Annotated in this window: 15 protein-coding genes; 10 read left to right on the top strand and 5 right to left on the bottom strand. The window is 70.7% G+C overall.

Annotation, left to right across the window (positions count from 1 at the left end):
* Nucleotides 1-49: 49 nt before the first annotated feature.
* On the bottom strand, nt 50-1,609 hold the full coding sequence (locus ACIBSV_RS10485) for a purine-cytosine permease family protein (protein ID WP_395861349.1): 1,560 nt from the start codon (nt 1,607-1,609) through the stop codon (nt 50-52).
* A gap of 126 nt (nt 1,610-1,735) precedes the next feature.
* On the opposite strand from ACIBSV_RS10485, the gene ACIBSV_RS10480 reads away from it, so the two are divergent.
* The 5 genes from ACIBSV_RS10480 (at nt 1,736) to ACIBSV_RS10460 (ending at nt 7,092) form a co-directional block, all read left to right on the top strand.
* The gene (locus ACIBSV_RS10480; RefSeq protein ID WP_395861347.1) at nt 1,736-3,301 is read left to right on the top strand and encodes a PucR family transcriptional regulator; all 1,566 of its coding nucleotides are present in this window, start codon (nt 1,736-1,738) and stop codon (nt 3,299-3,301) included.
* Nucleotides 3,302-3,413: 112 nt separating this feature from the next.
* Nucleotides 3,414-4,082: a DUF1989 domain-containing protein gene (locus tag ACIBSV_RS10475; RefSeq protein WP_395861345.1), complete on the top strand. Its 669-nt coding sequence runs from the start codon at nt 3,414-3,416 to the stop codon at nt 4,080-4,082.
* Nucleotides 4,083-4,095: 13 nt separating this feature from the next.
* Nucleotides 4,096-5,253: a tRNA-dihydrouridine synthase gene (locus ACIBSV_RS10470; protein ID WP_395861343.1), complete on the top strand. Its 1,158-nt coding sequence runs from the start codon at nt 4,096-4,098 to the stop codon at nt 5,251-5,253.
* Between the two features lie 161 nt (nt 5,254-5,414).
* A complete protein-coding gene (locus ACIBSV_RS10465; protein ID WP_395861342.1) occupies nt 5,415-6,293 on the top strand; it encodes a polysaccharide deacetylase in 879 nt (292 codons plus the stop codon).
* A 52-nt stretch (nt 6,294-6,345) separates the two neighbouring features.
* Complete coding sequence (locus ACIBSV_RS10460; protein WP_395861340.1) at nt 6,346-7,092, top strand: class I SAM-dependent methyltransferase; 747 nt, start codon at nt 6,346-6,348, stop codon at nt 7,090-7,092.
* Nucleotides 7,093-7,630: 538 nt separating this feature from the next.
* Here ACIBSV_RS10460 and ACIBSV_RS10455 read toward each other — a convergent pair.
* Both ACIBSV_RS10455 and ACIBSV_RS10450 read right to left on the bottom strand, forming a co-directional pair.
* On the bottom strand, nt 7,631-9,679 hold the full coding sequence (locus ACIBSV_RS10455; RefSeq protein WP_395861338.1) for a DUF6596 domain-containing protein: 2,049 nt from the start codon (nt 9,677-9,679) through the stop codon (nt 7,631-7,633).
* A complete protein-coding gene (locus ACIBSV_RS10450) occupies nt 9,676-10,005 on the bottom strand; it encodes a YciI family protein (protein ID WP_395861336.1) in 330 nt (109 codons plus the stop codon). Before ACIBSV_RS10450 ends, ACIBSV_RS10455 begins: the two co-directional genes overlap by 4 nt.
* 179 nt (nt 10,006-10,184) lie before the next feature.
* On the opposite strand from ACIBSV_RS10450, the gene ACIBSV_RS10445 reads away from it, so the two are divergent.
* Nucleotides 10,185-10,781 carry a dihydrofolate reductase family protein gene (locus tag ACIBSV_RS10445; protein ID WP_395861334.1) on the top strand — a complete coding sequence of 199 codons (597 nt, stop codon included), beginning with the start codon at nt 10,185-10,187 and terminating at the stop codon, nt 10,779-10,781.
* A gap of 598 nt (nt 10,782-11,379) precedes the next feature.
* On the opposite strand, the gene ACIBSV_RS10440 is transcribed toward ACIBSV_RS10445, so the two are convergent.
* Nucleotides 11,380-12,384, bottom strand: coding sequence for an SDR family NAD(P)-dependent oxidoreductase (locus tag ACIBSV_RS10440; RefSeq protein ID WP_395861332.1), 1,005 nt, complete (start codon nt 12,382-12,384; stop codon nt 11,380-11,382).
* Between the two features lie 404 nt (nt 12,385-12,788).
* Here ACIBSV_RS10440 and ACIBSV_RS10435 point away from each other — a divergent pair, with 404 nt between their 5' ends.
* A complete protein-coding gene (locus ACIBSV_RS10435; protein WP_395861330.1) occupies nt 12,789-13,199 on the top strand; it encodes a hypothetical protein in 411 nt (136 codons plus the stop codon).
* A gap of 66 nt (nt 13,200-13,265) precedes the next feature.
* Here ACIBSV_RS10435 and ACIBSV_RS10430 read toward each other — a convergent pair whose 3' ends face one another.
* A complete protein-coding gene (locus ACIBSV_RS10430; protein ID WP_395861328.1) occupies nt 13,266-13,580 on the bottom strand; it encodes a DUF6479 family protein in 315 nt (104 codons plus the stop codon).
* A gap of 374 nt (nt 13,581-13,954) precedes the next feature.
* Here ACIBSV_RS10430 and ACIBSV_RS10425 point away from each other — a divergent pair, with 374 nt between their 5' ends.
* The 3 genes from ACIBSV_RS10425 to ACIBSV_RS10415 all read left to right on the top strand — a co-directional run bounded on the left by ACIBSV_RS10425 (nt 13,955) and on the right by ACIBSV_RS10415 (nt 16,138).
* Nucleotides 13,955-15,136: a zinc-dependent alcohol dehydrogenase gene (locus ACIBSV_RS10425; RefSeq protein ID WP_395861831.1), complete on the top strand. Its 1,182-nt coding sequence runs from the start codon at nt 13,955-13,957 to the stop codon at nt 15,134-15,136.
* Nucleotides 15,137-15,405: 269 nt separating this feature from the next.
* Nucleotides 15,406-15,774 carry a hypothetical protein gene (locus tag ACIBSV_RS10420; protein ID WP_395861326.1) on the top strand — a complete coding sequence of 123 codons (369 nt, stop codon included), beginning with the start codon at nt 15,406-15,408 and terminating at the stop codon, nt 15,772-15,774.
* A gap of 145 nt (nt 15,775-15,919) precedes the next feature.
* A complete protein-coding gene (locus tag ACIBSV_RS10415) occupies nt 15,920-16,138 on the top strand; it encodes a hypothetical protein (RefSeq protein WP_395861324.1) in 219 nt (72 codons plus the stop codon).
* Nucleotides 16,139-16,341: the final 203 nt, after the last annotated feature.

Genomic DNA, 16,341 nt, shown 5'->3' with positions numbered 1-16,341 from the left:
CGTCCCGTCGGCCCGCCCCGGCACGGAGGTGGGCCGACGGGACGGTCGATCACCGGACGGTCGCCACGTTCGCCGTGTCCGTACTCCCATCCGCCGGCGTGGCGGACGCGGCCGAGCCCGTGGCCGGCGCCCCGTCCCCGACGGGTTCCCCCGCGCTCGGAGCCGGGTCCATCCGAGCGGGAGCGGTGGACTCTTCGACCTTTCGCCCCGCCGCCGCGCGCGAGAGCAGATAGTAGAACCCGCCGGCCACGCCGAGTCCGGCGAGCCAGGACAGGTCGATGTCGCCGAGCGCCCGGGCGACGGGCCCGCGCATGACCGGAACCAGACCGTACTGGCAACTCCACGCCGCGACGACGCCGAGTCCCAGGCTGATCAGACCGGGCCGGTTGAACGCGGGGTAACGCGAGGCGGGCCCGGTCTCGTACAGCGAGGCGACGTCCGGCCGGCCGCGGCGCACCACGAAGAAGTCGACGACGACCACGCCTGCCCAGGGGCTGATCCACACCAGGATCGATGTCATCCAGTTGTCGAAGGCGTGCGCGAAACTGTCGGAGCGCAGGAAGACCAGCAGCACCAGCGTGGCCACGGCACCGGACGCCAGGGTGATCTTCCATCGGGCCGCTCGCAGACCCACCGACAGTGCGGCCAGCGAACACGAGTACAGGTTGAGGATGTTGGTGGCGATCGGGCCGTGCATGACGAGCAACAGCACCGGCAGCGCCAATCCTCCGAAGGCGCCGATCACCAGTTGCGACGGGTCACCACTTTCACCGGAACTCGCCAGACAGGCGCCCAGCGCGGCCAGCCACACCGTGGGCACGTACATCCCCAGCGCCGTGGCCCACACGACCTTGCGACCGGACGTACCGGGTCTGACGAAGCGGCTGTAGTCGCCCGAGTACGGGAGCCAGCTGACCGCCCAGCCGACGCCGATCGCGGTGACCAACTGGGTCACGGCGGTGAACTTGGCACCGGGGGACGTGGCCGTCGATCCGGTCCAGTCCAGGTCGACCTGGGTCAGCGCGACCACCGTCATGACGGCCATGACCACCACCGTCAGGGGCACGGTCCACTTCTCGAAGGTGCGGATCGCGTAGAACCCGAACAGGGCCAGCCCCAGTTGCACGGCCATGATGACGGCGGCCACCAGGTATTGCAGACCGGCCCCGCCGGTGATGCCGAGTTCGTCCAGCATCGCGATGGCGAGGTCCAGCACCACCCAGGTGTTCACGCCCACCCAGCCCATCGCGAGCAGTCCCTGCATCACGCCGGGCAGGATCGCGCCGCGACGGCCGAACGCGGAGCGGCCGAGCACCATCTGGTTGACGCCGGTGCGGTGTCCCATCAGGTTGAACACGCCGAAGACCGCGCACCCGACGATGTTGGCCACCACGACCACGAGCAGCGTCTCGACCAGGCTCAGGCCCAGGGTCACCCCCAGTGCCCCGAGCACCCAGTTGATCGGCGCGATGTTGGCGCCGGCCCAGATCCAGAACTGCTCCCACGCGGTCGAATCGCGACCCGACGCCGGAATCGGATCGATCCCGTGCGGGTCGAAGACTGCCTTCGTCGGGGTCTCGCCTGTCTCGTGTGGTGCGTTGGGCGACATGACACTCCTCCGGGGGTCGGCGACATACGTCGGCTGTGAGTGACTTCACGGAACCACCGGAGCGCCACTGCCGGAGAGTGGAGAGAAAGTGCCTTTTCGGGGTCGATCGATGGTTGAATCCACACCATGTTCACGTTGCGTTCGCTGGCCGAGTCGGAAGAGTTGCGGCTGACGGTCCTCGTGACCGGCGCGCCGGGGGCACTGGACGCGGACGTGGCCTGGGTGCACAACACCGAACTGCCCGACCCCTCGCCATACGTCGGCCGCAGCGAATTGGTGATGACCAACGGCCTGTGGGCCGAGCACGCCGAGGCCGCGGACTTCGTCGCGAACGTGCGTCGGTCGCACGCCGCCGGGGTGGTGTTCGGACTGCGCAGGTCGGTTCGCCGGACACCGTCCGACCTGGTCGCCGCGTGCCGCGAGGCAGACCTGCCGCTGCTCGAACTGGCGGTCGAGGTGCCTTTCACCGCGCTCTCCCACGCCGCGGCCGCCGCCTACGCGCGCCGGCGGCACGACAGCCTGGAGGCGTCCGTACGCAGAGGCGACGCGCTGGCCGAGGCCATCTCCCGGGGAGCGGGCACCGAGGGGGCGCTGCACGTCCTGCGCCGGGAGGTGGATCTGCCGCTGGCGGTGGTCGAGCGCTCGGGACGGCGTCTCGCCGAGGCCGGCATGCACTTGGGCGACGACGAGGCGACCGCCGTCGCCGCGGCTCTGACCCGACGTCCGCCCCCGCTGGAGGTGAACATCGGGAACGACCGGACCGTGACCCTGTTCCTGGTCGGCGCCTTCGGCGAACCCGACGCCGCACTCGTGTGCCCGGGCCCGCCGTCGGCGATCGGCGAGTTCGAGCAGACGGCCCTCCAGCAGTGCGCGCACTTCCTGAGCCTGGAGACCGCCCGGCGGCGCGCCGAACGGGCCATCGAGTCGCGGTTCGCCGCCGAACTCGTCGACATGATCATGTCGGGCCTCGGCGCCTCCCGGGAACTCGCGCACCGACTCGAGGGGTTCGGCCTCGACACGGGCGGGCCGACCGCGATGTGTGCCATCGCCCCCGCGCACGGCGACCATGCCGTCCTCGACGAACTCGCCGAGGCCGCACAGGTGGCATTCGCGGCCGCCGGCCTCCCGGCCGTCATCGCGCCGGGGGGCCGCGACATCATCTGCCTGTTCACCTGGCGGGACGACGAGGAGGATCTCGGCGCCTGGCTCGCCGGCCTCGTCGCGCGACTGGGCGGACGCGTCCCCGATCGCCGCGTCGTCCTCGGCTACAGCGGCGTCACCACGCCCGGCGCGCCCTTGCGTACCCCGCTGGTGGAGGCACGCGAGGCCTGTCGCATCCTGGCCCGACAGGCTTCCGGGCCGAGCGTCGCGACGTTCGCCGAACTGCCATCGTACTCCGCGTTGTTGGGCCAGATCGACCCCGCCGTTCTGCGCCGCATGGCCGACACGCTACTCGGCCCGTTGCGAGAGCAGGACGCCTCCCGCAATACCCAGTTGGAGATCACGCTGCGCACGTTCCTGGATCGCGGTGCGCAGTTCTCCGCGACCGCGGAGGCTCTGTTCGTCCACGTCAACACGCTGCGCAAACGACTGGCCCGAATCCGTGAGTTGACCGGTCGCGACCCGCTCCTCATCGACGGCCGGGTGGACCTCTTTCTCGCGCTGCAGGCGGACGCGATGACGGGGCCGTGAGCACCCTCGGAGGGGTCCTCTCCAGAGGGGGGATGATCCGACACCGTATGGCCCCATCCAGTGTCGAATCCTCCCCTGTCGTGCGCGCACCGTGCGTGTTTGAGTAGGCGACATGGAACTCACCTTCCGGGTACACCGGATCGAGGTGCCGGCCCGCGAGGGACGCGCACTACGCGTCGCCGCCGGACAGCGGCTGCGGGTGGTCGACGTCGAAGGCCGCCAGGTCGGAGACGTATTCGCGTTCACCGACGACGACTCCGGAGAACATCTGAGCGCGTCGCACACCCGCGCGCACCTGAGCAAACTCTTCCCCGACGTCGGCGAGCACTTCGTCACCAACCATCGCCGCCCGATCCTGCGTCTCGCCGCGGACACCTCCCCCGGACGCCACGACATGCTCATCGCGGCGTGCGACGCCGCGCGATACGCGGCACTCGGGGCACCCGATCACGCGTCCTGCGCGGACAACCTGCGCACCGCCATGGCCGAGATCGGCCGCCCGGTGTCCCACATCCCACAGCCGGTCAACGTCTTCATGGACATCCCGGTGCGCGTGGGCGGCGGACTCGACTGGGTCAGCGCCTCCACCGGCGCCGGCGACAGCATCACCTTCGAAGCTCTCATCGACTGCGTCGTCGCGGTCTCCGCCTGCCCACAGGACCTCGTCGACATCAACGACGGGACACCCACCGCGCTCGAACTGCAATTGATCGACCACTCCCCCGGCATCACCGACCCGTTCGGCGAAACACCCGCCGACCCGGCCGACACCCGACTCTAGAACGGAACTTGCGATGACCACGCCTGCTACGACCACGCCTGCCGCAACCACCCCAGTCGCGGGCCATCCGGCCACCGAACCCCTCTCGTTCGCCGGGCTACGCCTGACCAACCGCTTCGCGGTCGCGCCGATGACCCGGGTGTCCGCCACCGAGGACGGCGTCCCGACCCCGGAAATGGCCGACTACTACGCCGAGTTCGCCAAGGGCGGCTTCGGACTGGTGATCACCGAGGGCACCTACACGGACACCACGTTCAGCCAGGGTTACGCCCGCCAGCCGGGCATCGTCGCCGGGCGGCACGTATCCGCCTGGACGGCGATCGTCGACCGGGTCAAGGCCGCCGGGACACCGATCGTCCTGCAACTGATGCACGCCGGGGCACTGTCCCAGGGCAACCACTACCGCACCGAGACCCTGGGGCCCTCCGCCGTCCGGCCCCGCGGGGAGAAGATGCCCGAGTACGGCGGCTCGGGACCGTGGGACGTCCCCCGCGCGATGACACCCGACGACATCGAGGAGGCCGTCGAGGGCTTCGTCGCGTCGGCGGTCAACGCCCGCAGGGCGGGGTTCCAGGGCGTCGAGGTACACGCGGCCAACGGCTACCTCCTGGACCAGTTCCTCACCGACTACACCAACGAGCGGACCGACCGGTTCGGCGGCGACGCGCACAACCGCGTCCGCCTGACCGCCACAGTGCTCAATCGCATTCGGGTGGCGCTGGGACCGGACTTCGTGGTCGGCGTACGCCTGTCGCAAACCAAGGTCAACGACTTCACCCACCGCTGGTCGGGCCCCGCGGAAGCGGAGACCATCTTCCGGGCGGTGGCCGAGGCGGGGGCGTCGTACCTGCACGTGGCCAGTGAGGGACGCGACTGGCTCGAGACCGCGAAGCTGGAGGGTGGGGAGACGATCACCGCGTTGGCCCGCCGCGTGACCGGCCTCCCGGTGATCGCCAACGGCGGCATGCACAAGCTCGACCAGGCCGGACGACTGCTCACCGAGGGACACGCGGACGTCCTGTCCATCGGCCGCGGTGCGCTGGCCAACCCGGACCTGCCGTACCGCGTCACCAAGGGCGAAGCGCTGGACCGCTTCGACCACACGATGGTGCAGCCGATGGCCACTCTGGAGAACGCGCGCCTATGGCGAGAGAAGCGCGACGCCGTGTGATCTCCTGGCGATCTCCTTCCCGACAGCACCTGCGATGCGGTGGCGCGGGTACGATTCCCGCGCCGCCGCGGGACCCGTCGAGGCGCGAACGCGGCGACCGCACACCGCGACGCAACTCGCGCGACAACGACACGACATCAACACGACCAGCCGAGGTACACATGAGCGACAAGTGGCGAAACGGTGCCGGGGCTGTGGCCACCCTCACCTTCGATGTGGACGCCGAGGCACCGATCCTGGCGCACGGACGCCATTACGCCGCGCACGCGTCCACCATGTCGCACCAGGCATACGGACCCGACGTGGGCGTACCGCGCATCCTCGACCTGCTCGACGAGACGGGTGTGCCGGCGACGTTCTTCATCCCCGGTTGGGTCGCCGAGCGCCGCCCGGGCCTGGCCGCCCGGATCGTCGACCGCGGTCACGAGGTCGCCCACCACTCCTACAGCCATCGCCCGCCGACGAGCCTGGCGCCGGGTGAGGAACGCGCCGACTTCGAGCGCGGCATGGAGGTCTTCGCGGCGCAGGGCATCGAGATCAGCGGCCACCGGGCGGCGAACTGGGAGGCGACCTACGAGACCACCGAACTGGTCGCCGACCACGGGCTCCTGTACGACTCGTCGCTGATGGGCGACGACCGCCCCTACCGCATCCCCACGGCAAGGGGCGTCGTCACCGAACTACCCGTGCACTGGTCGCTCGACGACTGGGAGCAGTACGCCTTCCTCCCGGCCCCACACGTGGGATCCGTCATCGAATCCCCCCGCAAGGTCCTGCAGATGTGGACCGACGAGATCGACGCGATGGCCCACTACGGAAGTCTGTTCAACCTGACGAACCATCCCTTCCTCACCGGGCGTCCGTCGCGCGCGATGGCACTGCGCAAGCTGATCGAACACGCGCTCTCCCGAGGTGACGTGACATTCCTGCGCTGCCGTGACGTGGCGAAACTTGCCGCCGAAGACGCCGATCTCCCCACCCGCCCCTCGGCACCGCCGCCCGCGGACTCGCTGGGCGTGTTCCCCCCTGGGCCCGCGTGACGTCGGAGACACTCGGCCCCTGCCCGCCGGCGGCGCTCGCATACTGGACTGCATGGACGTCTACGACACGATCGGGATCTCGTACACGCGGACTCGCCGGCCGGATCCGCGGATCGCGGCACAAATCGTCGCGGCACTCGCGGACGCGGCGGACGTGGTCAACGTGGGGGCCGGAACCGGCTCCTACGAACCGCCGCACACGGTCCTGGCGATAGAGCCCAGCCGCGTCATGATCACCCAGCGGCCGCCCGGATCCGCGCCCGCGGTGCAAGCGGTCGCCGAACACCTGCCCCTGCCCGATCGGGCCGTCGACGCGGCCATGGCCCTGCTCACCGTCCACCACTGGACCGACCCGGCGGCGGGGATCGCCGAACTGCGCCGCGTCGCCCGCCGCCGCATCGTCATCATGACCTGGGATCAGAAGATCTTCCGCGAAAGTTTCTGGCTCGTGCGCGACTACCTGCCCCAGGCCGCCGAGTTCGACGACGCGCGGGCGATGGACCTGGACCGATTGACCGAGTTGCTCGGCGGAGCCCGCCGGGAACCGGTCCCGATACCCCACGACTGCACCGACGGATTCGGCGCCGCATACTGGCGCCGGCCGCACGCCTACCTCGACCCCCGCGTACGCGCGGGCATCTCCATGCTCGCCCAGACCGGCGAGCACGCCCTCGCCCCGGGCCTGGCCCGACTCGCCGACGACCTGAACACCGGTCGCTGGCACACCCGTTACGCCGACCTGCTCTCCCACGACAGCATCGACGTCGGCTACCGCCTCGTCGTCGCCGACCTGACCTGATGTCCGAAGCCCGGTTGAAGTGGCCGGTCCGTAGTGCCCTCGATCCGCTCGACCGCCTGAAGTGCGGTTCGCCCACACGTCATTGATGAAGTTCCCGTGCACCGAGGCGAGTTCCGTGGAGGGGTCTGCAGTCGATCATGCCGTTGCCCTGGAACACGTCGACGGCCGCGCCGCCGCGTCAGCGAACTTTCGCCGCGGCGCCGCGAAGAAGTCCGGGGACAAGGCGGCGGTGAACGGCGGACAGCGCGGGCCAGACCAGACGATCCCATCGTCGCACTCGTGGAGGGCTCGGCCGCACCGGCGGTCGACATTCCGGTGGCGAGGGTTCCAGCGGCAAGAGCCACCGCCAATCCCATCTTCATGCTTCGCAAGGTGTTCCCCCCGTGCAGTCACGAATCGTGCGGTCGATACGAGAAACTACGCGTCAGGCTCGGGGCGGCGCGTCCCGTAGTGGGTTGACCTTTCTCCCGTCACGCGGTGGACCGAGGCCGTACGTCAGCGTGGATTCTCCAACCGGCGTGGTACGCGGAGCCTCGCCTCAGGACTCGTCGCCGTCCTTGTCCCAGTCCCGCAGTCGGCGCAGCGGGTGGCCGGTTGCCGACTTGCACAGGAACTCGGCGCGCTCGTAGGACAGTCGTCCCCGGCCGGTCTGCGGGCAGACGTCCTCCGCGCCCAGGATGCCCGCCCGCGCCGGGCCCGGGCGTCGGTCGGCGAGGAACACCGGGCCGCGGGTGCGGCCGGCCAGGAGTTCGGGCAGGAGCGCGGCGGTCCCCGACCGCCAGGTGATCCACGCGCCACGCCGATTCGGCCGCTGGTCCGCCTGCCGGTCCGCGCGGCGGGCTCGTCGCTCCGGCAGGTCGAGGTCCTGGACGTTGAGTGCCAGCACGGCGGTGACGGTGGCGCCCGACTCACGCAGCAGCGTCCACAACGTGCGTTCCCGCAACGGGGCTTCCGCGTCCCCCGGCCACGCCGTTCCGGTCCTGACCGGGGCGGGCGTCGGCGCGGGGCGGTGTTCGGGCGTCCGCTGGGGGATGGCCGCGTCGAGGCCCGGGGTGTGCGTCCACGCCCCGAACGCCCGTACGGCGGACCGGTGTCGGTTCCAGGTGGCCGCCGCCACGCCGCCCCACGACACGCGGAAGGCGTCGGCGATCTGCTCGGCCGTCAGCGACGCGAGCGGCAACCCCACGCCCAGAGACAGCCGCAGGCGCCACAACGTCTGTCCGTAGGAGCGGGCCGTCGCCGGCGCGAGCCGGTCCTGGGCCAGAAACGCGTCGATGGCCTCGCCGAACGTCCGCGTGGACGCGTCCCCGATCGGGATCGCCTCGGCACGACGCGTCAGGTAGGCGCGTTCCGCGGCGTTTTTGGTCAGCAGCGCCGCGCGCTCGAACTCGCGGCGGGCCTCCTCGCCGCGCCCCAGGCGCAGCAGCAGGTCGCCGCGCACCCCGGGGAGCAGGTGGTAGTCGCGGAGTGCGGGGTCCGAGGTGAGCGTGTCGACGAGGGCGAGGCCGGCCGCGGGGCCGTCCGCCATCCCCACCGCGACCGCCTGGTTGAGCCGCACCACGGCAGTGGGCAGGAGTCGGGCGAGGGCGGCGTACAGTCCGGCGATCCGCACCCAGTCGGTCTCCTCGGCGGTGCGCGCCTGGGCATGGCAGACGGCGATCGCGGCCTGCAACACGTAGGGGCCGGGCCGGCCGGGCGTACCGACCGTGCGGGCCCGCAACATCGCCGCGAAGCCGCGGCGGATGAGCAGCCGGTCCCAGCGTCCCCGGTTCTGCGTGTCCAGCGGGACGGGTTCGCCGGCGGGGCCGGTGCGCGCCGCCGTACGGGATGCCTGGATCTCCATCAGCGCCACCAGGCCGTGTACTTCCGCCTCGTCGGGCACCGACTCGGCGAGCAGGCGCCCCAACCGGAGCGCCTCCAGGCACAGGCCGGGCCGGATCAGGTCGTCGCCGGAGGTCGCCGAGTAGCCCTCGTTGAAGATCAGGTAGACGACCTCCAGGACGGAGGACAGGCGTTCGGACAATTCGGCGCCGTCCGGGAGTTCGAACGGCACCCGCTCCTCGGCGAGCGTGCGCTTGGCCGTCGCGATGCGGCGGGCGATCAGCGGTTCGACGGAAAGGAACGCGCGGGCGATCTCGGAGGCGGTGAGTCCACCGAGCAGCCGCAGGGTCAGGGCGACGCGTGCCTCGGTCGGCAGGACGGGGTGGCAGGAGACGAACATCAGCCGCAGCACGTCGTCCTGCTCGGACGCCGGCTCGGCGGCCCCGAGGTCGTATGCGGGGCCGCCGACACCGTCGTCCATCCGCCGCCGCTCGGCCAGGTCGTGCGCGAGCGTCTCGCCGTGTTCCGCGAACCGCCGGTCTCGGCGGATGTGGTCGACGGCGCGGCGCTTGGCGACAGTGGTGAGCCAGGCACCCGGATTGTCCGGGACTCCCGACTGCGGCCACTGCTCCAGCGCCGCGACCAGCGCGTCCTGCGCCAGTTCCTCGGCCACGTCGACGTCGCGCACCATGCGGGTGAGCGCGGCGACGATCCGGGCCGACTCCATCTTCCAGATCGCGTCGACCGTGCGGTGGACGTCCGTCACGGACCGAAGACCTGCTGGATCACGCTTTCGCCGTCACCGACGATCCTGCGGAACCGGCGGCCCAGTTCGACCGCCTCCTCCTTGGAGCGGACCTCGACCAGGGCGAAGCCGACGACCGCCTCCTTGGACTCGGCGAAGGGACCGTCCGTGACGGTGATGTCGCCGCCCTCGGAAACCAGCCGGACGCCGCCCGGCTCGAGCCCGCCGGTGGCCAACAGCACGCCCGCGGCGCTGAGCTCGTCGATGAAGGCGCCCATCTCGGCGAACAGCTTCTCGTCGGGGGCCTTCGCGTTCTCCGAGGCCTTGGACGTCATCAGGTAGCGCATGGTGTTCCTCCGGTTTCGTCTCGCCCGGCCGGATCGCCGGGCACACCGACACGTCGCGCCGGCTCTGTGACAGGGAATCGCATTATTCCCTGTCGCATCGGCGGATCGACGAAGGTGCGAGCCACGGGGAGAAAATCCGAGGGTCACCCGCCCAACCAACGAGGAAACGAGACAGTTCGATGCGCATTGTGATGGGTGAATTCGTCAGCTTGGACGGCGTCATGCAGGCTCCGGGCCATCCGGACGAGGACACCGAGGGCGGGTTCGCCCACGGTGGCTGGACACACCCGTTCTTCGATCCGCGGGTGATGGGCGGCGCCCTCGCCGAGTGGGCCGCCGACACCGACGCGCTGCTGTTCGGACGCCGCACGTGGCAGGTCATGGCCGCGGCGTGGCCCGGGCGGGCCGGCGACCCCTTCGCCGACCACATGAACTCGGTCGCCAAGTACGTCGTCTCCGGCACCCTGGGCGACGACGACCTGACATGGAACAACACCACCCGCATACCCGGCGAACAGGCACTCGACCGGATCGGGAAGTTGCGGGACACCCCGGGTCGGGACCTGGTGGTGATGGGCAGCCTCTCGCTCGCCCGCACCCTCCTGACCGAAGGACTGGTCGACGAACTGCGACTCATGATCATGCCGGTGCTCCTCGGCGGCGGAAAGACGATCTACCCGACCGACGGCACACTGCGCACGCTCGAACTGGTCTCGACCACGGTCAGCGACACAGGCGTGCACGTGTGCAGCTACCGACCGGTGACCGCGGCGTAGTTCGCGCCCGGGACCGGGTTCCCACAGCGCGGCCGGGCACGCACCCGGCCGCGCCTGCACGGTGATGAATCCGCGAAAGGCTCGATACGCTCGTCGCGCTCGACATGCGAGGGACATCGGAACGGGCACGGAACCCGGACGAAGCCGACGCCACGTGCGGCCGAATGCGGGTAATCCGGCGCGGGCGAGCTGTGTCGGCAAGGGAGAGTGGGCGCCCCGATCGCATCTTCCTCGATCGGGACGTCCGTGCCGCACGCTACCGGGTCGGTGACCGAAATCGATCATTCCCAGCCGCCAAAAGATAGGTTGCCCCGTGATGTCCGGGCGGCGGCGACGCACCGAGAACACGCGCAGACCGCGGCCGCGTTCGCCGGCCGGCTTGAACCCGATCGGCACGCCGTCAACGCGGCGCTCTCGGCTTCCGCCCGGTACGGCGAGGCGGCCGAAGGTTGCCTGCCTGTGATCGCCCGACCTCGACCAAGTCGTGTGCTCCGTCGGGTTCACCGTGACGCGGCCCGCGACCGACGCCAACTCGCTTTCACCCGCCGGGGCGGCGACTACCTGGATCGCGAGCGATCGATGCCGCCTCGTTGTCGGGTCAGGGGGTGCCGGGTTCGTTCCAGCGACGGGCCGCTCGTTCGCCCAGTGTCGATACGCGGTCCGTCCACGGGGTTCCCTTCGCATGCTCGCTCGCGCCCGACGCTTCTCGGGAATTCGCGCGGGAGCCGGGCGAGGGCAACAACCGGGCGGTGAGCGAGAGCGCGCGGGTCATGGTCGCGGGGGCGAGTCCATGAGCCCGGACGGCAACCTTGGCCACCGCCGTGAGCACGAGCTCCGGCTTGCGCCGAATCCCGGCGCGCACGATCAACCGGGCCGCTCGCTCCGCGTCCATGGACACCAGAGGCAGCGACGCGGCGGCGGCGAACCAGGCGTACTCACGCGAACGGCGCCCCGTGAAGCGCGCGGCCCGATGGGAGCCGGTACGCATGAGTCCGGGCACCGCCGTGGTCACGCTCACTCCCGAACCCGCGAGCTCGGCGCGCAGCCCTTCGGAGAACCCGGTCGCGGCGAACTTCGCGCACGCGTAGGGCAGCAGGTGCGGCGGAGCGATCCGGCCGCCGATCGAGGTCACGTTGATCACCCTGCCCTCGCCGCGCTCGCGCATGCCCGGCAGCACCGCCAGGGTCAGGCGCACCGGAGCCATGAACATGACCTCGACCGCCCGGCGGAACGCGTCGACGTCCAGGGATTCGAGAGGTCCCACCGTGATGATCCCGGCGTTGTTGACGAGGATCTCCACCGACCCGTGCCGCTTCGTCACCTCCGCGACGAGCGCGTCGATGTCGTCCGGATCGCCGAGGTCGCAGCACTCCCAGGAAACCGGGCGACCGGTGTCGCGGCGGATGAGCATCGCGGCGCGGGCGAGTTCCTCCTCGTCCCGGGCACAGATCGTCACCCGTGCTCCCAGCCGGGCCAACTCGCGTGCGATCAGTAGACCCAGACCGCGCGAGCCACCCGTGACCAGCGCGACCCGTCCTTCGACGTCTTTCCGCGAACGCGACCGGACCCGTCCTTGGGTACGGGCATGCGAGGTGTCGATCACGGCGTTTCCCTTTCTCCGATGCCAACCGCCCGGTGCCGGCTTCATGTGACGTCGTTCCCGAAGGCACCCCGAAGCCGATGCCCTCGCAGGGGCATGGCAATCACACCGGACCAGGCCCTTAGGGTCGCCCGGCGCTCCCCGGCCGCAGCCGGGTGGCACTCCACATCGAGGGCGGCGGGAGAGGGTCGGGGAATTCGCCGATGTTGCAACTCATCCGGGTTGGCGTGAGCGCCGTCGTTGCTCGGTCGTGGGTGACGCCGCGCGCGATCGCGCATGGGTTGGTGATCGGTGGACAGCCGTAGGGCATGGCTGTTCACACACGTTCCGTCCACATTGCGGCGTCCGGCGATCGGGTCTATCTCACGCTCGTCGACCCGGCGCGATTGCTCCGATACTTCCCGCCGGTGACGGAGGTCCATTCGGTGGCCGAAGGGTCCTGGGAGGTCACCGTCGGAGAGGGTGCGACCGCCGTGCGGGCCTCGATCGTGCTGGAGCCGGACGGGCCCGCGACCCGGATCGGCTGGGCCGTGCGCGATACGCCGTATCGCGGCACCGTCGTCGTTCGGGGCGGCCCCAGTGACGTCGACAGCATCGTCACCGCGAGCGTCAAGGACGCGGACGACCCGCCGGATCTCGATGGCGAACTGGCCCAGACCCATGACCCGGGCGACTTCGGCGGGTCGCACGGCCGGGAAGCACTGCCCGTGAACGCCCTCACCGGCGACACCGATTCCGGCCTGGCCACCGGGGACGTGCTGGAGCGGGCTCTCGACCATTTGCGCGCGTACATCGAATCGGATGCCGGCCGGCGCTGACTGGTCGTCCGGCGCCGGCCGCTGCCCGTCCGCCGCACCTGCTCGGCGACTCGGTCCCGGTGTGGCTCAGGCGTCCTTGTCGTGCTCGTGCGCATCGGAGCCCGCCGGTCGGGAACCGAGGTTGCCGTAGCCGGGCATCTCGTGCGGTCCGCGCAGGCGACCGTCCCGAGGCATCGGCGCGGGCTCGCGGTTTTCGCCACCGGGGTCCGGGGCCGAGGCGGTGGGCAGATCCCGCGGCGGGGCCGGAGGCGGGCGGCGCCTGCGACGCACGCCGCTCACCACCGGAATGATGAGCAGTACGGCGATCAGCAGGACGGCCACAATCGCCACCCCCGCGACGGTTCCGGGCGATGCCGATGCGAACTGTGCCAGAGCAACCATGTCGGCACGGCTACCCCGCCTCACCGAGGCGATGCCTCACGGCCGGACGCAGGACACCGGTGGGGTACCAGGGCCCGACCGGGCATGGTCGGCATGTCGGGGCGATCCTCCCCTGGAGGTCCTCGTTGGAGATACTCGTTGGAGATCCTCGTTGGAGATCCTTGTGGACGTGGTCCGCCCGCGACGAGCGGGTCTGCCGGGATGTGGCCCGACGGCGACCGGCGCCCCGGTGTTTGATCGGACGCCGACCGGTCAGTCGGTTCGGTAGCAGGACGTCACGGCCCGGCCGGCCCCGCCGCCGGGTGCGGCCTCCCTGCACGGCGGCCCCACGGATCGCCGAATCGAACGAGCACTCGCCTCCGGAGATGATCGCGATGAAGGCACTGACCTGGCACGGTAAGCGCGACGTACGCGTGGACACCGTCCCCGACCCGACGTTGAAGGACCCGGACGATGTGATCGTCAAGGTCACGTCCTCCGGGATCTGCGGCTCGGATCTACACCTGTACGAGGTCCTGGGTCCGTTCCTGAGCGAGGGCGACATCCTGGGCCACGAGCCGATGGGCATCGTCGAGGTGGTCGGCGCCGAGGTCACCCACGTACGGCCCGGCGATCGTGTGGTGATCCCGTTCAACGTCTCGTGCGGGGTGTGCCATACCTGCACGCACGGGCTGCACTCGCAGTGCGAGACCTCACGCGTGCGCGAACAGGGCATGGGCGGCGCGCTGTTCGGCTACACCAAACTCTACGGACAGGTCCCGGGCGGGCAGGCCGAATACCTGCGGGTGCCGTTCGGCAACAAACTCCCGATCAAGGTCCCCGACGGGCCGCCGGACGATCGCTACGTCTACCTCTCGGACGTGCTGCCGACCGCGTGGCAGGCCGTCGAGTACGCCGCCGTACCGCCCGGCGGCACCGTCGCCGTCCTCGGTCTGGGCCCCATCGGCGACATGGCGTGTCGCATCGCGCTGCACCGGGGCGCCGAGCGCGTGTTCGGCGTCGACCTGGTACCCGAGCGCCTGGCCCGGGCCCGCGGGCGCGGTGTCGAGGTCTTCGACCTCACCGCCCACCACGACATCGCCGAAACGATCCGCGCCCTCACCGACGGTCGCGGACCGGATGCGGTGATCGACGCGGTGGGCATGGAAGCCCACGGCGCGCCGGTGGGCAAGCTCGCTCAGCAGATCGCCGGCCTGCTGCCCGACGCGGTCGCCGAGAAGATGATGCGCAAGGCGGGCGTCGATCGGCTCAGCGCCCTGTACACCGCGATCGACCTGGTCCGTCGCGGCGGCACCATCTCGCTCTCCGGCGTCTACGGCGGCATGACCGACCCGCTCCCGCTGCTCACCATGTTCGACAAGCAAATCCAACTGCGCATGGGCCAGGCCAACGTGCACCGGTGGGTGGACGACATCCTCCCGCTGTTGGAGGACGACGACCCGCTGGGCACCGAGGGCTTCGCCACCCACCACGTCCCCCTGGCCGAGGCGCCGCAGGCGTACGAACGGTTCCAGAAGAAGCAGGACGGCACCGTCAAGGTCCTGCTGCGCCCGTGAGCACTCCGCGGCGCGGCCTCGGCCGAGACCGAGGCCGTGGCCGTGGCCGTGGCCGTGGACTCGGGAGGCTGTGGACCCCCGACCGGCCTTACGCTGGAATCGCCGACGGAAGTGGCGCACGAGCGTGTGGACGCTGCTCGTTCACGAGAACGCCAAGTGGCCCGGTAATGAGAGGGATCGGCGGGCGGAGGCCCGTCGCCCCGTCGCACGGAAGCGAGTGCGGCCGGCGGCCACGAGCGGCGCGCCCGGGTCGAACGGAGTGATTTGTCATGGACATCACCAACCGAACCGTGACCGCCAGGCGCGCGGCCGGATCACGGTGGGCCTTCGAAGTCCGTTGGACGGTGACGCTCACGCCCTCGGAAGCGAGCAGCGGCACCCTGTTCCAGGATGCCTACCGGATGTGGGAATGGGATGTCTCGGACCACGACGCGCTGACGAACTGGTCCACGTCCGATCCTTTCGATCCCCCTTCGACCACGGTCAAGCGCATAGCCCGGCTGAACATGCCGGCAGACGCGCTGGACACCGAATCGGGTGAAGAGGAGATCCGCGCACAGATTGGCGTGCGCAACGTATCGGCGGGCGGACCGTGGCTGATCGACAGGTTCACCCCCATCGTTCACATCTCGCCGTGAGCCCTCCGCGGGCAGGTCGAACGCCCGCAAACGGCGGACGCCGATCCTGCTCGGCACCGCGATCACCGGAGCCGGGTTCCTGTGGCAGAGCCGTTCCGACGCCGCCGGCGGCTACGCGCCGGGCGTTCCGGGGCCCGGGATCGTGATGTCCGCGGGGGTCGGCCTGCTGGTCACCCCGACCACCGCCACCGTCACCTCCGGCATCGACACCCGCGACGCGGGCGCCGCGTCGGGGCTGATGAACACCACCCGCCAACTGGGCGGCGCCCTGGGCCTGGCCGTGTTGGTCGCCGTCGCCGGAGCCTCCGACGCGGGCCGAGTCCCGGCCGACCCGGCAGCCGATCACGGCCGCGTCTTCTCGTGATGACCGCAAGTCTTCTCGCCGTCGTCGCCGCCACCTTCGCCCTCCCTCGTCGGGCCGAGGGCGTCGAAGCGGGCCCGGCACCGCGGGAGGTACGGTCCGAACAGGGCGGCTGAACCGCCGTGCGGGTCGGGAGGGCGGGACGCGGGCGGTGCGCACGACCAGGCCGGTTGCGTCCGTGGGCCCGTTCCCGCGGCTGTCCGGTG

The sequence above is a fragment of the Embleya sp. NPDC050154 genome, from assembly GCF_044460165.1.
GTDB lineage: Bacteria > Actinomycetota > Actinomycetes > Streptomycetales > Streptomycetaceae > Embleya.
The sequence above is the reverse complement of the archived record's forward strand: the minus strand, read 5'-3'. Positions and strand labels throughout refer to the sequence as shown.

Bases quoted from the DNA above. Each gene is read 5' to 3' on its own strand.
- ACIBSV_RS10485 (WP_395861349.1), bottom strand. From the start codon at position 1,609: ATGTCGCCCAACGCACCACACGAGACAGGCGAGACCCCGACGAAGGCA.
- ACIBSV_RS10480 (WP_395861347.1), top strand. From the start codon at position 1,736: ATGTTCACGTTGCGTTCGCTGGCCGAGTCGGAAGAGTTGCGGCTGACG.
- ACIBSV_RS10475 (WP_395861345.1), top strand. From the start codon at position 3,414: ATGGAACTCACCTTCCGGGTACACCGGATCGAGGTGCCGGCCCGCGAG.
- ACIBSV_RS10470 (WP_395861343.1), top strand. From the start codon at position 4,096: ATGACCACGCCTGCTACGACCACGCCTGCCGCAACCACCCCAGTCGCG.
- ACIBSV_RS10465 (WP_395861342.1), top strand. From the start codon at position 5,415: ATGAGCGACAAGTGGCGAAACGGTGCCGGGGCTGTGGCCACCCTCACC.
- ACIBSV_RS10460 (WP_395861340.1), top strand. From the start codon at position 6,346: ATGGACGTCTACGACACGATCGGGATCTCGTACACGCGGACTCGCCGG.
- ACIBSV_RS10450 (WP_395861336.1), bottom strand. From the start codon at position 10,005: ATGCGCTACCTGATGACGTCCAAGGCCTCGGAGAACGCGAAGGCCCCC.
- ACIBSV_RS10445 (WP_395861334.1), top strand. From the start codon at position 10,185: ATGCGCATTGTGATGGGTGAATTCGTCAGCTTGGACGGCGTCATGCAG.
- ACIBSV_RS10430 (WP_395861328.1), bottom strand. From the start codon at position 13,580: ATGGTTGCTCTGGCACAGTTCGCATCGGCATCGCCCGGAACCGTCGCG.
- ACIBSV_RS10425 (WP_395861831.1), top strand. From the start codon at position 13,955: ATGAAGGCACTGACCTGGCACGGTAAGCGCGACGTACGCGTGGACACC.
- ACIBSV_RS10420 (WP_395861326.1), top strand. From the start codon at position 15,406: ATGGACATCACCAACCGAACCGTGACCGCCAGGCGCGCGGCCGGATCA.
- ACIBSV_RS10415 (WP_395861324.1), top strand. From the start codon at position 15,920: ATGTCCGCGGGGGTCGGCCTGCTGGTCACCCCGACCACCGCCACCGTC.